The organism is Flavobacterium succinicans LMG 10402 (assembly GCF_000611675.1).
In the GTDB taxonomy this organism is placed as follows: domain Bacteria; phylum Bacteroidota; class Bacteroidia; order Flavobacteriales; family Flavobacteriaceae; genus Flavobacterium; species Flavobacterium succinicans.
Window position 1 is genome coordinate 267,557 of record NZ_JATV01000001.1, and the last position, 16,679, is coordinate 284,235.

General features: G+C 38.1%; 10 protein-coding genes. 5 read left to right on the forward strand and 5 right to left on the reverse strand.

All coding sequences use genetic code 11. From position 1 onward, the window contains the following. Nucleotides 1-15 precede the first annotated feature (15 nt). The 3 genes from AO58_RS0101155 to AO58_RS0101165 form a co-directional block, all read right to left on the reverse strand. The gene (locus AO58_RS0101155) at nt 16-1,491 is read right to left on the reverse strand and encodes an OmpA family protein (protein WP_024979958.1); all 1,476 of its coding nucleotides are present in this window, start codon (nt 1,489-1,491) and stop codon (nt 16-18) included. A gap of 110 nt (nt 1,492-1,601) precedes the next feature. Further along, complete coding sequence (gene kbl, locus AO58_RS0101160; protein ID WP_024979959.1) at nt 1,602-2,792, reverse strand: glycine C-acetyltransferase; 1,191 nt, start codon at nt 2,790-2,792, stop codon at nt 1,602-1,604. A gap of 38 nt (nt 2,793-2,830) precedes the next feature. Beyond that, nucleotides 2,831-5,983: a UvrD-helicase domain-containing protein gene (locus AO58_RS0101165; RefSeq protein ID WP_024979960.1), complete on the reverse strand. Its 3,153-nt coding sequence runs from the start codon at nt 5,981-5,983 to the stop codon at nt 2,831-2,833. A gap of 263 nt (nt 5,984-6,246) precedes the next feature. Between AO58_RS0101165 and rbfA the strand changes: the two genes are divergently transcribed. Next, entirely contained in the window at nt 6,247-6,639 is a 393-nt protein-coding gene (rbfA, locus tag AO58_RS0101170; RefSeq protein ID WP_024979961.1) for a 30S ribosome-binding factor RbfA, read from the forward strand. 1 nt (nt 6,640) lies between these two features. Further along, nucleotides 6,641-7,840, forward strand: coding sequence for an ABC transporter permease (locus AO58_RS0101175; RefSeq protein ID WP_024979962.1), 1,200 nt, complete (start codon nt 6,641-6,643; stop codon nt 7,838-7,840). A 51-nt stretch (nt 7,841-7,891) separates the two neighbouring features. On the opposite strand, the gene dusB is transcribed toward AO58_RS0101175, so the two are convergent. Beyond that, nucleotides 7,892-8,884: a tRNA dihydrouridine synthase DusB gene (gene dusB, locus AO58_RS0101180; RefSeq protein WP_024979963.1), complete on the reverse strand. Its 993-nt coding sequence runs from the start codon at nt 8,882-8,884 to the stop codon at nt 7,892-7,894. A 283-nt stretch (nt 8,885-9,167) separates the two neighbouring features. Between dusB and lepA the strand changes: the two genes are divergently transcribed. Then, on the forward strand, nt 9,168-10,964 hold the full coding sequence (gene lepA / locus AO58_RS0101185; RefSeq protein ID WP_024979964.1) for a translation elongation factor 4: 1,797 nt from the start codon (nt 9,168-9,170) through the stop codon (nt 10,962-10,964). Nucleotides 10,965-11,149: 185 nt separating this feature from the next. Then, nucleotides 11,150-11,377, forward strand: a complete 228-nt coding sequence (locus tag AO58_RS0101190) for an addiction module protein (RefSeq protein ID WP_024979965.1) — start codon at nt 11,150-11,152, stop codon at nt 11,375-11,377. Between the two features lie 61 nt (nt 11,378-11,438). Here AO58_RS0101190 and AO58_RS0101195 read toward each other — a convergent pair whose 3' ends face one another. Continuing rightward, entirely contained in the window at nt 11,439-12,371 is a 933-nt protein-coding gene (locus AO58_RS0101195) for a 1-phosphofructokinase family hexose kinase (protein ID WP_024979966.1), read from the reverse strand. Between the two features lie 213 nt (nt 12,372-12,584). On the opposite strand from AO58_RS0101195, the gene AO58_RS0101200 reads away from it, so the two are divergent. Continuing rightward, entirely contained in the window at nt 12,585-16,640 is a 4,056-nt protein-coding gene (locus tag AO58_RS0101200; protein WP_024979967.1) for a T9SS type B sorting domain-containing protein, read from the forward strand. Nucleotides 16,641-16,679: the final 39 nt, after the last annotated feature.

A 16,679-nucleotide genomic window follows, 5' to 3' on the forward strand; every position in this document is an offset into this window, starting at 1 on the left:
TAATTTCAAAAATTATTATGGTAATCTGTTTACTTTCATTCCAGAAGGTCCACCTACGTAGATAACTTCAGTTCTTCTGTTTTCAGCTCTTCCTTTAGGAGTTTTGTTAGAAGCAACTGGTTTAGTATCGCCAAATCCTTGAGCGGTCAAGTTGTTGGCATTAACACCTCTAGCTACTAATGCATCGACTACAGCTTGAGCTCTAGCAAGAGACAGCTTTTTGTTTAAAGCCGCTTTTCCAGTGTTGTCAGTATGTCCGTTTACTTCAAACTTAGCGTTAGGGTAGTTTTTCAAGATTTCTTTGATAGCGTCTAAACTAGTAGCGGTAGCTGGTTTAGCAGCATCTAAAGTAGATTTACCAGTAATAAAGAAGATAGATCTTGCTTGAACTCTTAATTCTTTAACTACTTCTTCAGTTACTTCAGGACAACCTTTGTTGCTAGCAGGACCAGCTACGATTGGACAGTCATCTTCAGTATCAGGTACACCGTCTTTGTCAGCATCTTTAATTTCAGGACAACCGTTGTTAGATTTAGGACCAGCAACTGTTGGACATTTGTCATCTTTGTCAGCTACACCGTCACCGTCAGTATCAGGACAACCTTTAGTTGAAGCAGGACCAGCAACATCTGGACAAGCATCATCTTTGTCAGCAATTCCGTCACCGTCAGTATCAGGACATCCGTTGAAAGCTGCTAAACCAGCAACATCTGGACAAGCATCACTTCCGTCAACAATTCCGTCACCGTCAGTATCAGGACATCCGTTGAATTGTTTCAAACCAGCAACTTCTGGACAAGCATCATCTTTATCGTAGATTCCGTCACCGTCAGTGTCTTTACCTCCAAATTTGAAAACGATACCAGCTGTGTGCTGAACTAAAGAAGGAGATTCAGGATTTAAACCATCATTTCTGTCTCCAAAAGATTTTCTGTAAGTAGAAGATAATGCTAAACCTACGTTTTCAGTAAACCAAAAAGTCATACCTACTCCTAAATTTACAGTACCAAAGCTATCTTTTCCTAAGAAAGTATAACCTCCACCAGCTTGTAAGCTTGGATCAAACCATTTTGTACCAATCAAATCCATGAAACTGTATTTTACAGTACCATCAATTCCGTAGTACATTAAATCACCAGGATTGTTTACAGACATTCCTCTTGAATCTGCGTTAGCTTGATTTGGTGCAAATGTTACAAATTTGTCGATTTTGTTAACAGAACCAGCTAATCCAAAAGAGAATCCTCCGTTGATGTGTCTAGATACTTGGATATAAGATACAGACGGAAGGATGTTCCAGTTGTCTTTTACAGCGAATGGCTGAGAAAAGTGTTGTTGAAACCAATTCACATGATCAGGTCCTGCACTTGATCTTGAGTCGATAGCATTTACACCAATGGTAATTGCCCACGGATTGTTACTATCTTGAGCTTGGGAAGATAATCCCGCAGCCATCAATACAGCAACTAAAATTTTGTTAAGATGTTTCATAATGATTCTATTAATATTTAGTTAATTATAAACAAAAATAACAACTTATTTTTTAGCAACAAAATTAAAATATAAAAAAAACTTACAAAAAAATGAACAATTACTATTATCTATATTACTTTTAGTTCTTTACCTACTTTTATAAATGCTTGCAAGGCTTTGTCTAAATGTTCCTTTTTGTGGCTTGCGGACAGTTGAACTCGAATTCGAGCCTTTTCTTTGGGAACTACTGGGAAAAAGAATCCGATAACATATATGCCATTTTTTAACAATTCGTTAGCAAATGTTTGGGCTAATTTGGCATCATAAAGCATAACGGGTACTATGGCAGCGTCACCGTCAATGATGTCAAAACCGGCTTTTAGCATGCCTTGTTTGAAATAATTGGTATTCCATTCTAATTGATCTCTGAGGGAGGTGTCCTTCTCTAGTAGTTCAAATACTTTGATTGACGCGCCAACAATGGCAGGTGCTAATGAATTGGAAAATAAATACGGTCTAGAACGTTGACGTAAAATTTCAATGATTTCTTTTTTGGCAGTAGTGTAACCGCCCATAGCACCGCCCAAAGCTTTGCCTAAGGTTCCTGTAATGATGTCTACACGTCCCATTACACCTTTGGCTTCCATGGTGCCTTTGCCTGTTGCGCCTATAAAACCAGCGGCATGGCATTCGTCTACCATGACCATGGCATCATATTTGTCTGCTAGGTCGCAAATTTTATCTAGGGGAGCTACAAGACCATCCATAGAGAAAACACCATCCGTTACAATTAATTTAAAACGTGTACCGGCTTCCGTAGCTTTGATTAATTGTTGTTCCAAATCTTCCATGTTACTATTCTCGTAACGATAGCGGGCTGCTTTACACAAACGAACGCCATCAATTATAGAAGCGTGATTCAAGCTGTCTGAAATGATACAATCTTGTTCTCCTAATAAAGGCTCAAAAACGCCACCATTGGCATCAAATGCTGCTGCATATAGAATGGTGTCTTCGGTGCCGTAAAAATCTGCAATTTTTTGTTCTAAGGTTTTGTGGATGTCTTGTGTGCCACAAATAAAACGAACGGATGACATTCCGAAGCCGTGAGAATCTAAGGTGTCTTTGGCGGCTTGTATTACTTCGGGATGCGAAGAAAGCCCCAAATAATTGTTGGCACAAAAATTAAGTACCGTTTCTCCATTCACTGTGATTTCGGCTCCTTGTGCTGATGTAATGATTCTTTCTTTTTTAAATAAACCATTTTCTTCAATGGCTTGTAATTCGTTCTGTAAATGTTGTTGTATTTTACCGTACATAATATGATGGTGTTATGATCTTTTAGAATTGATTTTGTCTACAAATTTACTACATCGATTGCTATTCCGATATAAACGAGTGCTTTTTTAACTACTTTATAACCCATTTTCTCTATAGCTTCTTGATAATGTTCTAATTGCTTCACGTATTTATCGTTATGTTCTCCTGTTTTGTAATCTAGCAAATAGATTTCATTTTTTTCTTTCAAAACCATTCGATCTGGTTTTATCGTTTTTCCTTCTTTTTGAATGATGGTTTGTTCATTAAATACTTGGTTTCCTTTTTCAAAATAAACCAATAACTCGGGATGCAGGACTATTGATTCAATCGTTTCTTGAACAGTTTTATGTTGTTCAAAATGTATCCATCCGTAATCTAAAGCTTTTGCGATGGCATTTTCAATGTCGTTCTGATGTTTTACCTCGGCAAGAATTTCGTGTACTACGTTTCCATAAGCAATGGCCTCTTGCTGTTGTGTGCCCCACATCAAGGCTTCTTTTTGAGCAATCTTGATATTTTTAGGGTTTAAGAACGATGTGATTGTGGGTATTGGTTTTGTACTGTTTATATGTTTTTCTTCCTTTGATAGTTTGGTAGCGTTGCCAAAATCATAGGAGAGCTTTTCGGTTTGAAATAGATGATTGTTTTCTAAATATTGAATAAAAAAAGTACACATGTTATTTTTGGGCAAAGCTCCTTTGCTTGATAAATTCATGTTGGATATAATGTAGAGTTGTTCTTCGGCTCTGGTTAAAGCCACATACAAGACATTAATATTATCCAATAATTCTTCTTCTTTCTTTTGATTGTAAACCAAAGCGGCTCCTTCTCCATAGCCTTCAACTGCGCTGCTATTGTCGATAAGGACTTTTTCTAAGCCTAATTCTTCTTTATCGGCGTCGAGCCATAATTTATCTTTGGGTTTGCGTGAATAATCTTCCTCAGCAAAAGGCATAATCACTACTGGAAACTCTAAGCCTTTGGATTTGTGAATGGTCATGATGCGCACCGCGTTGCTACCTTCTGGAGATGGAATGCTGAATTTAGCGCCATTCTTCTCCCAAAACAGTAAGAAATCAGCAATTCCGGCTTGGTTGCGCATGTCGCGTTCTAGGACGATATCCAAAAAATATTGCACATAAGAGTTGCTGGTTTTGTCATCTAAAAACTTAGCGATACAAATTTCTACCGCTTCGTACAACGCTTTTTTACGAATGTCTTGAAAAGAAAATTGTACATCAAATTGTTGTAGCCAAAGTTCAAATTCTTTTTCGTTGGTCAAAGCCATGCCTTGTGCAATGCAATCGGCAATAGGAAGTTGATCCTGTTTGTTTTTGGCCAAATAATATAAAAAATAAGCTTTAGATTCTACGTCATTGTTGTTGTTGAGGTACTTTAGTAAATGAATCAAGAAGCGGACTTCGGTAGCGTTTTGAATCATTAAAGTTTCTGAGGATAGCAATGGAATTTTTTGCTCCATTAAATAATTTGCTACTGCAATGCCTTGCTCTCTTTTGCGCGTGAGAATGACAATATCTTTGTATTCGAATCCTTGGCTTAGTACTTTTTGAATGGTTTGTAGTGTGGCTAAAACATACAAATCGGTCTTGTCTAGTGCTTCTTCGTCTTCCTCATTATCGGTTGGCTGCGGTATGAATGAGATGTTGACATAGCCTCCTGTTTTGTCATTTGCTTTTTGGTGGCTGTGATTTTCGTATAAGTCTTTGTAATCTTCGTTAGTAAATTCAGAAGATAACATTTTAAAAAAAGCATTGTTAAAGTCAATGACTTCAGAATAGCTTCGGTAGTTTTTGTCCAAATGCACCAGTTTTTTTTCAGGGTTACTGAAAGGATTGTGCTCTTTGCTTAAGGCAATAAATTGTTCTGCTTTTCCACCTCGCCAGCGGTAAATGGATTGCTTGGGATCGCCCACAATCATCAAGGTGCCTTTTACGCCATAATCATCTTGACCGGCTAGGGCATTGTCGATGAGTGGGATTAGATTTTGCCATTGCATTTCGGAAGTATCTTGAAATTCATCAATAAAGAAATGGCGATACCGTTCGCCCAAACGCTCATAAATAAATGGAGCGGGTTGGTTTTGAATTTCTCGATGAATAATAGCATTGAATTCAGCTATAGATAATACATTTTGTTCTTGCTGAATTTTGGCCAATTCATGACTGACGGTATTGAGTAAAGACAGCGGTGTGATGTTTTTGAGGAAGGCTTTGTAAAAGTTAATCTTTTCAAAGATTTTATAAATAGTGGGCAATTGACTCAAAAACTCTGGAATTAAGGCCTCAATAATCGCTCTGTCTTTGGCTGTTTTGTTGATGGCGATATCTTCAAATTCATAAAACATTTTGTTTTTGGGATTGAATTTCTTGTCTACAATGCTACTAATGTGATTGGGAAAAGTACCTCTTGAAAAAGATTTCACATCGATTCCGTTCGTTTCTATTAGTTCCAAAATGGATTCAGCCACCGTAACCGTTTCGGCTTCTAGTTGCTTATTGATGGCTATTAATTTCTTTTTTATGGCAACAAATTCGGCAATCGTTTTGTCATGGAAATGAGCAATTTCATTACGATTGTTTTCATTGAGTACCAATCGGCCGGTGTTGAGAATTTCTCTGGAAATGTCCCACGACTTGTCATCGTCGGTTTTTTCCATGGTGAAATCGATGAGCAATTGGGTTAGAATTTCGTCTTCTCCGGCTTGGGCAATAATGGCGTCTACGGTTTCGACTAATAAATTTTCTGTATCAAGAGTGACTTCAAAAGTTACCGGTAAATTCAAATCAAGAGCAAAAGCACGAATGACTTTATGGGTGAATTTATCGATGGTAGAAATATCAAAAGCCGCATAATTATGAATGATGTGCTTGATGATTTGTTGCGCTTTGGTTTTGATTTGAATCAAAGAAAGTTCGGTGTCAGCAGCTAAATCACGCATTAAGTCTAGTGCTTTGCTGCTGGGTTCGTCCTTTGCAAATTCGGAAAGGCTACCCACAATTCGGCTTTTCATTTCGTGTACCGCTTTGTTGGTAAAGGTGATGGCTAGAATATGACGATAGGCATCGTTCTTGGGTGCTACCAAAATAATTTTGAGGTATTCTTTGACCAATGCATACGTCTTCCCAGAGCCAGCTGAAGCGTCATAAATTGAAAAGGAAGTGCTTTGCATAGTATTTTTGTTATATAACCCTTTCAGAGTTTTAAACTCTGAAAGAGTTATCATATCCTATTAGATTTTCTTGTTATGAAACAAATTTTCTTGAGTACACTAAAACCCTGATGGAAGCGGCATCCTTTGCTGCCGGGGTTCGGCAGTAAAGATATAGCGTACAGCAGGAAATAGCTCCTGATTATCAATCGGATTATTCTAGAATAAGGATTGTTCCTTTGAAAATTTGTTCATTTAATTTTTAAAAGTAGTATTTTTGCAGCATGGAAACAAATAGACAGAAAAAAATAGGCGGTGTGATCCAAAAAGATTTGGTGGACATTTTGCAAGGTGAAGTGAGAAAAAATGGAGTTACTAACTTAGTAATTTCAGTATCCAAAGTGTTGGTGACGTCAGATTTATCGGTAGCTACGGTGCATTTGAGTATTTTTCCTCAAGAAAAAGCAAAGGAAACATTAGAGGCTATAAAAACGAATACCAATTTAATCAAGCATGATTTGTCGCAACGTGTGCGTATGCAATTGCGTAGGGTGCCTAATTTGGTTTTCTTTATTGATGACTCGTTGGATTATATCGAGAAAATTGACAATGCCTTGAAAAATCAGGAGAATCCTATTGAAAACAGAGATTTATTAGAAAAACGCAGATTGTTTTAATTTGAATTTTCCGCTATACATTGCCCATCGTTATCTTAGAAGTAATAGCAAAAATAGTGCTATTAACATCATTAATCGTATTGCTAGTTTGGGCATTATTGTGGGTGCGATGGCACTTTTTGTGGTGTTGTCGGTGTTTAGTGGGTTGAAAGAATTTAGTCTTTCGTTTACCAACGAAATTGATCCCGATTTGAAAGCCGCTCCTGTGCTAGGTAAATCATTTTTTGTTACTCCCCAACAAGATCAAGAAATTAAAAAAATAACAGGCATTGCTTCGTATACTAAAATTATTGAAGAGCGTGTGCTTTTTACTTTCGGGGACAAGCAAGAGGTTACTTATTTAAAAGGGGTAGATACTCAGTTTACCCGAGTAAACGCCATTGAAAAAAAGTTGTTCAATGGGCAATGGCTACAACCCAACACCTATCAAGTTGTAGTGGGATACGGTATGGCGCAAAAATTCTCAATGGGATTGTTTGATTACAATACGGCGCTAGAAGTTATGGTGCCAAGACCGGGTAAAGGAACAATTACTATTCCATCAGAAGCCTTCAATCAAACGGATTTGATTCCGATTGGGATTTACACCATCAATGAAGATTTGGATTCGAAATATGTTTTTGCCGATTTAAGCTTGGCGCAAGAATTACTCGAATATCAACCCAATCAAATTTCGGGAATTGAATTTAAACTCCGGCCAAATGCGGATGAAGACGCTGTAATTGAGCAATTACAAACGATTTTCAAGAATAAAATCACGTTAAAAAACAGAGCGCAACTGAACGAGTCGCTTTATAAAATGTTGAACACTGAAAACATCGCGGTGTATCTGATATTTACCTTAGTCATTGTCGTGGCCCTTTTTAATCTGATTGGCGCTTTGATTATGATGATTTTGGACAAAAAAGGAAATCTGAAAACCTTATTCAATCTCGGAACCGAAATCAAGAGTCTTCGCAATATTTTCTTGCTACAAGGGACTTTGTTGAGTGTTTATGGTGGAATTATTGGATTGCTTTTGGGTATCGTAATTGTGCTATTGCAACAACAATTCGAATGGATTATGATTACCCCAACATTGGCTTATCCAGTCGTTTTTAGTGTTGAAAACATCGCAATCGTAATGGCGACCATTATCATCCTTGGCTTTTTGGCTTCGTTGATTGCTAGTAGTCGAGTTACGAAGAAGTTGCTGGAGTAGAATTTCGTAACCCTAACAGGGTTTTAAACCCTGTTAGGGTTAGAGGTGAAATTACACCACTTCATACCCAGAATAAGCATCGATAATCTCATCAAGTACAGCGAATAATTCTTCAGGTTTATCGAGCGTAACCAGTTGTTGTTTGTAGGTTTTGAACGAATGAATTCCTTTGAAATAATTGGTATAATGCGGTCTTGTTTCTACAATTCCGTGACGTTCGCCTTTCCAATCCATAGCCCAAGTCAAGTGGTTACGAACGGCTTTGACTCTATCAGCAACGGTGGGTTTTGCTAAATGTTCCCCAGTTGTAAAGAAATGTTTGATTTCGTTAAAAATCCAAGGATAACCAATAGCAGCACGACCAATCATAATCCCGTCGATACCGTATTTGTTTTTGTATTCTAAGGCTTTTTCAGGAGAATCAATATCGCCATTTCCAAAAATAGGCATGGTGATTCTTGGATTGTTTTTAACACGAGCAATGTGAGACCAATCGGAATGGCCTTTGTACATCTGGGCACGAGTCCTAGCGTGAATGCTCAATGCGGCAACGCCAATATCTTGCAAACGCTCGGCTACCTCATCGATGTTGATAGAATTATCATCCCAGCCCAAACGGGTTTTTACTGTTACAGGTAAGTGCGTACTATCAATTACCGCTTTGGTCAAACGAATCATCAAATCGACGTCTTTTAGAACTCCTGCTCCAGCGCCTTTACAAACGACTTTCTTTACGGGACAACCAAAATTGATATCAATTAAATCAGGGTTTACGGTAGAGACAATTTTTGAGGACAACGCCATTGCTTCCTCGTCACCACCGAAGATTTGTATTCCAACGGGACGTTCGTAATCGAAAATATCCAATTTCATTCGGCTCTTGATGGCGTCGCGAATCAATCCTTCAGAAGAAATAAACTCGGAATACATTAAGTCAGCACCGTGCATTTTGCACAATCTGCGAAAAGGCGGATCGCTTACGTCTTCCATAGGTGCAAGAAGTAAAGGAAAATCTGGAAGTTCTATGTTGCCAATTTTGATCATATTCTGGAAATTTGGCGCAAAATTACGCTTTTTAAATGAAAGGATAAAAAGGTAATTTTGAAAGACTTACTAGATATGGTTGTTGTTGGCTTTGAAGCTATTGAATTTAGCGTATATTTGCAGATTAATTGTCATTTAGCAGGGTTTGCGTGAGTGATAGTAGCGGCATCCTTTTATGTAGCGATAGCGGAATAAAAGATATAGCGGATAGCACGACGGCTTTTTCTGCCGGCACGCCCCAATTATGATTCGGCAAGTTATACAGTATTGATATTTATTGAAAATGAAACATATAAGAAATTTTTGCATTATTGCACACATTGACCACGGAAAAAGTACGCTTGCTGACCGATTATTAGGCGCTACGCAAACGGTTACCGCTCGTGAAGAAAAAGCCCAATTGTTGGACAATATGGACTTGGAGCGCGAACGTGGTATCACTATTAAAAGTCACGCCATCCAGATGGAATACACCTACAAAGGCGAACAATATATCTTGAATTTGATTGACACTCCAGGTCACGTGGATTTCTCCTATGAAGTTTCTCGTTCAATAGCCGCTTGCGAAGGCGCACTTTTGATTGTAGATGCCGCACAAAGCATACAAGCACAAACGATTTCTAACTTATACTTGGCTTTAGAAAACGACTTGGAAATCATTCCAGTTTTAAATAAAGTCGATTTACCAAGCGCTAATCCTGAAGAAGTAAGCGATGATATTATTGATTTATTAGGCTGTAAATTAGAAGATATTATTCATGCATCTGGAAAAACAGGTTTTGGTGTCGAAAATATTTTGGCCGCCATTATCGAAAAAATTCCAGCTCCAAAAGGAAATGTGGACGAACCTCTTCAAGCCTTAATTTTTGATTCACATTACAATCCATTCCGTGGCATTGAAGTAATTTTTCGTGTGAAAAATGGGGAAATCAAAAAAGGCCAAAAAATCAAATTCATGGCTACTGGCAATGAATATTTTGCTGATGAAGTAGGAACTTTGAAATTGAATCAGGTTCCAAAAAACACAATCTCCACTGGGGATGTTGGTTATTTGATTTCTGGAATTAAAGAAGCCAAAGAAGTAAAAGTAGGGGATACCATCACAGATGCCAAAACACCTACAACGAATATGATTACTGGTTTTGAGGATGTAAAACCAATGGTATTTGCTGGAATTTATCCTGTAGATACGGAAGATTATGAGGATTTGCGTTCTTCAATGGAGAAACTACAATTGAATGATGCTTCGTTGGTGTTTACACCAGAAAGCTCTGCAGCCTTGGGCTTTGGTTTCCGATGTGGGTTCTTGGGCATGTTGCACATGGAAATCATTCAAGAGCGTTTAGAACGCGAGTTTGATATGACAGTAATTACTACGGTTCCTAACGTTTCGTATCACGCATTTACGAAAAAAGAGCCTGAAAAGATTTTGATTGTCAACAACCCATCAGACTTACCTGAACCTTCAAAACTAGACCACGTAGAAGAACCTTATATTAAGGCTACCATTATTACCAAAGCTGATTTTGTGGGTAATGTAATGAGTTTGTGTATTGAAAAACGCGGTGTGATCACCAACCAAACCTATTTAACAACTGAACGTGTAGAATTGAATTTTGACATGCCTTTGGCCGAAATTGTATTCGATTTTTACGACCGATTGAAAACGGTTTCTAAAGGTTACGCTTCTTTTGATTACTCGCCTATTGGAATGCGTACTTCAAAATTGGTAAAACTAGATGTATTGTTAAATGCACAAACGGTTGATGCACTTTCTGCCTTGATCCACGAAGACAACGCATACAATATTGGTAAAAAAATGACCGAAAAATTGCGCGAGTTGATTCCGAGACAGCAATTTGACATTCCGATTCAAGCCGCAATTGGAGCTAAAATCATTGCTCGTGAAACCATAAAAGCCTTGCGTAAAGACGTTACCGCCAAATGTTACGGTGGAGATATTTCTCGTAAACGTAAACTATTGGAAAAACAGAAAAAAGGTAAAAAACGTATGCGCCAAGTAGGAAATGTGGAAATTCCGCAGGAAGCGTTTATGGCTGTGTTGAAGTTGAACGACTAAATTTAGTATTAAGATTTAAGTACAAAGTATTAAGATAGAATACCTGAGAATGTAAAAGTTGTCAGGTATTTTTGTTTAGCTTAAAAATTATAACTATTTAGTTTTAAACTATTTTAAGACTATGTATGTTTTACAAAATCTAAAGAGACTAGCAGATAAAGTCTTTTTTCATTAACTTTGTTTTTATGGAAACAATAAAATTAAACATCGATTTAAGTGTAAGCCAATTACTCGAAGCGGTTAAACAATTATCTCCAAAAGATCGATTGAAAATTAATGATGCGCTTTGGAATGAAGATGTTGAAATTCCTATAGAACATCAAAAAATTGTTTTAGATCGAATCGCTAAAGCTAAAACTAATCCTGAACGCCTTTTGGATTGGGACAAAGTAGCTAAAGGTTTTAAAACCTAAAAAAGCCTGACAACGAAAAATGTCAGGCTTTTTTAATTCCCCCTTCTGGGGGTTAGGGGGCTTATTTATCCCCCAACCAATCAAACAAACGCTGCGCATCCGAGCCTTTGAATAATTGGGTACCTTCATTCATCGTGGCAGCTGAACCACAAGCTACACCCCAACGAATAACTTCTTTTAAAGGTTTATTTTGAGAAAGTGCCCAAACCATTCCACCTACCATACTATCACCAGCACCTACTGTACTCTTTTTGGCAACATTGGGAGCGGGGACAAACTCATAATGGTCTTTGGTCACCAAAACAGCGCCTTGTGGACCAAGAGATACCACAACTATTTCCGCACCTCCTTTGGCTATAATTTTCTTGGCTGCCTCGTTTACTTCTTCCATTTCTAGTCGCTCTTCACCAATTAATTTGGCTAATTCACCAACGTTTGGCTTGATTAAATAAGCACCCACTTCAAGGACTTTTTCTAAAGCTTCTCCTGAAGTATCAATAATTAATTTTGAGTTGTTTTCTTTGGCAATATGCGCTACTTTTTGGTAAAAATCGGAATTCAAGCCTTCATTCAAACTACCGCTAGCGACCAAAAAATTGGGTTTGTACTCAGCAATTTTTGCTAAAAATCGCTCACTTTCTTCTTGTTTTAACGAACCTCCTGTAAATCCAAATCGGTATTGCGAGTTGGTATTGGTGTCTACTGCTACAAAACTTTCTCGTGTCCAACTCTCAACAGCAACAGCCTCACTGGCAATATTTTCTTTGGCTACTAATTCTTCCAATAATTGTCCCATTGCTCCACCTGAAGTAAATAAAGCCATCGAATTACCTCCCAAACGAGCAATCGCTTTAGATACATTGATTCCGCCACCGCCTGCATCATATCTTGGGACTTCGCAACGGATTTTTTGTTCGGCTACTAATCCTTTAAAACTAGTACTTTTATCTACTGCTGGGTTGACCGTTAAGGTCACTATGTCGAATGCTTTCATTATTTTAAATTTAAAGGTCTACGTTGCAATTTAATCAATTTTGATGCGATGCGCTAGGTACTACTGTTATTTTGCAGTGAATTGCTTTCTGATTTTCAGTATTGTGGGTGGGAAAGGACCTTATTGTTAAACTTGTTTAAGCTCAAAATGTTGATTTTCAATTTTTTAACGTTTTGATTTGTATATTTGTCTAACCCAAATAAAACATTCAGAATGATGAGAAAAGCTCTATTTCTTGTTTTATTATTTTGTTCGGCACACTCTTGGTCGCAGGGCATTGTTGTGGATACTACAACTTTGAGTATTCCTGAATTGGTTAGAAATGAATTGTTGCAAAATGCTTGCGCTGAGGAGAGCAACTTCAAATTTTCATCACGTTTAGGGATCGGGAAGTTTATAAGTTCAAACCCTAATTTTCCGTTTCAAGAGGGTATTATTATTAGAAATGGAATCGCTAAGCACACCGAGGGAACGTATACTGGCGTCAACGAGAGTAGTCAGTTAAATACCAATGGTGATCCAGATTTGCAAACGATTAGTAATAGCAACGGGCAAATTACACCTATTACAGATGTGAGTTTTATTCAATTTGATTTTACACCAGTGTCCAGTAATTTTAGTTTTGATTTTTTGTTTGCGTCTAACGAATATGGCGAGTTTCAATGTGGTTTTAGCGATGTTTTTGGTTTTATATTGACGGATCTTACTACTGGTATTTCCACTAATTTGGCCGTACTTCCCCAAACAAATCAGGCGGTGTCCGTTTTAAATATTCGTGATAATCGGTACAATTCCTCTTGTGTTTCGGCCAATGCTTCTTTTTTTGATAATTATAATGTTGGTAATTCTACTACTTCTTTAATGAATATGCGAGGCGAAACCAAGGTGTTAACCGCCTCAGCAACTGTAGTTCCGAATCGGACGTATCAAATTAAATTAGCCATAGGCGATTACAACGATAGCAATTATGATTCGGCAGTTTTTATTAAAGGCGGTAGTTTTAAAACATCGATGAACTTAGGGCCAGATCAAATCCTTTGCAAAGGAGAGCAACTACTGCTTCAGTCGGATTTAGTTGGAAATTATAATTATAAATGGACATTAAATGGTGCTGAACTAACAGGCGAGACTAGTGCCACTTTGACCGTAACTCAAGCGGGAACCTATGGCGTTACAGCGACTCTTTCGGGATGTGTTATACAAGATGAAGTGACTGTTTTCGAATTGGCTTTACTTCCTCCAAAAGACTTGATTAATTGCTATAATGCCAGTACAAGTTACCCTTTCGATTTAACTCAAAATAATGCTGCTGCATTAGGATTAGATCCTGCGGCTTATTCGCTTTTGTATTTTGACTCCTTGGCTAATGCCAATGCCAACGGACCTGCAATTCCAGCTAACCAATGGACCAACTATATCACTTCAGCCAACAAAACGATATACATCAAACCAATTCATATTACCAATAACACACTTTGTAATGATTTGGTTTCGTTTGAACTACAAATTACAGCTCCACTAAATATTATCAATCCGCCTGAGATTAAAGTGTGCGATACTGCAAATGGACGAATCCCCGTTGATTTGACCACTAATGCTAGTAGTATTTTAAATGGATTACCTGCAAGCGACTATACGTTGTCCTATTATTTTAATTTAATCGACGCCAACAATAAAACCAATAGCATTAGTAATCCCAGAAATTTTATCATGACGTTGGCTAGATCACCCCTTGCTATTTGGGTACGTGTAGAAAGCAACAATGAGTCCAGATGCTATGCCACAGTAACCTTTGATGTCATTGCTATTCCCTTGGCGAATGTGGATCGGTTAGCGGATGTCATTGCCTGCGATAGCTATACATTACCGAGTATTACCAATGGAAAGTACTATACAGGTCCAAATGCTACAGGAACACAACTCAATATTGGCGATGTGATCACTGCATCGGGGACTTATTATATATACAACGATCCGTCACCCAATTCTATTTGTAGTAATGAAACTTCATTTATGGTCACTTTGGTATATGATTTGTCTTTTTTGAGAGAAGGGTGTGGGAGATATGTTGTTCCAGATGTACTTGTGGGTGACTTTTATACTCAAGCGGGAGGTGGAGGAAGCCTTTTGCCCGCAGGAACCGTTTTGAATACAAGTCAAACTATTTTTTACTATGCTGTAGTTAATGGAATTGTTTGTAGAGATGAAGCGGTGGCCATTACCGTCTTTCCACTGCCGCTTGTGGAGCAATTAGCAGATGTGGTAACCTGCAATTCGTATGTATTGCCTACCATAATAAATGGAAACTATTACACACAACCGGGTGGAAACGGAACAATTTTGTCCTCAGGAACCACTATCACTTCAACTCAAACCATTTACATATTTGCTAACGATGGACAATGTTCTAATGAAACCTCATTCAGAATTGTAATTATTGATCCCTCCGTATTTGGACCGGTTAGCCGTTGTGGAGGGTATACCTTGCCTCCTCTTTCAGTTGGAGGATATTATGATCAGCCCAGAGGTCAAGGCAATGCCATTCTTGCTGGAACCCAAATTGTCACTTCTCAAACGGTTTATTTTTTTGCAACTACTACCACTACGCCCAATTGTACCGATACCATCAATATTGACATCACTATAAAACCCTTGCCCTTCATTGATACACCTAATGATGTGTTGGCTTGTGAAGAATATATTTTGCCAGCTTTAACCAATGGAAACTATTACACCTTACCCAACGGAAGAGGAAACCAAGTACAAGCAGGAACTCCTATTACACAAAATCAAAGGTTGTATGTTTTTGCTTCCAGTCCAGATTGCAACAACGAACATGCTTTTGCCATTGAGATTAGACCACGTCCTATTGTTGATAATTTCACCGATATAATTTCTTGTACAAGTTTTACATTACCCAGATTAGCCAACGGTAACTATTACACAGCTACTGGAGGTAGTAAAGGAGTAGGTACTATGCTTACAGAGGGTACAGTGATTACTACTTCGCAAACACTTTTTATCTACAATGAATGGAGCGATTTTAGTGCATGTGATAATGAATCTTTTTTTAAGATTAATATCAAACAAGTGGATGTAGGAACATTCGCTGATGTCAATGCTTGTGATAGTTATACCTTACCGTCTTTAACTGTCGGAGGGTATTTTTTAAGCCCAAATGGTAAAGACCCAATTGCGGTGGGTACCGTTTTGAACACCACACAAAAAATATATGTTTTTGCTGAGGTGGGTAATCGGATCACTTGCACGAGTGAAACCTCATTCATGGTGAATATTTCGACAACTCCTATATTTCAGCCTGTAGCAAATGTTACGGCTTGTGCTAGCTATGTTTTACCACCTTTGAGTCTTGGGGCTTATTATTCAAATGCAAATAAAGGAGGTACATCGTATCAGGCTGGTGACGTGATTAGAGCAAGTCAACAAATGTATATTTACGCTGCTGCTGCGACGAATCCCAACTGTTTCTCAGAGGTTTTTTTTGAAATCACAGTATTTCCTTTAAAAGATCTAGCGCCTCAGCGGGCTTTTGTTTGTGTTGATTTTCAGTCGGACAATGTATTACAACCCGCTTTGTTGACCTCAGGATTAGATCCGAATGACTATAATGTGGATTGGTATCTGTCAGGGGCAAAAGTGGGTTCGGGCGTTGATTATTCAACAACTCAAGAAGGAGTGTATACCATGCAAAGCCAAAAAATAAGTCCAAGTGTTGGCGCTGATTGTGGTTTTAATCCCGTGACGTATACCGTCGAGAAGTCTAGCCCAGCCGAAGCCACCTTGACGGTGTCTAATGCTTTTACCAATACTATCGATATTATAGTAACAGTAACCAATGGATTGGGCAACTATGAATTTAAACTAGACGATGGCAATTTTCAAACAGGAACAGTTTTTTATGATGTTGATTCGGGAGCCCATACCGTTACCATCAAAGACGTCAAAGGAGGCTGTGACGATCGTATTTTAGTAGCCAATGTGTTGAAATATCCAAAATTTTTCACTCCCAATAATGATGGTTTTAATGATACTTGGAACATCTTGGATTTGGCATTTCAACCCGATGCGGTTATTCAAATCTTTGATCGCTACGGAAAATTCATAAAAGAAATCAAACCCTCAAGTGCAGGATGGGATGGGAATTACAACGGCCAGCCCTTGCCATCGACCGATTATTGGTTTCAAGTAACGTATCTTTTAAATGGAGAACAACAAGTGTTTAAAGCGCATTTTAGTATGAAACGATAAACGCTGTTGCAACCAAAGAAAAACGATTAGTTGCATAAA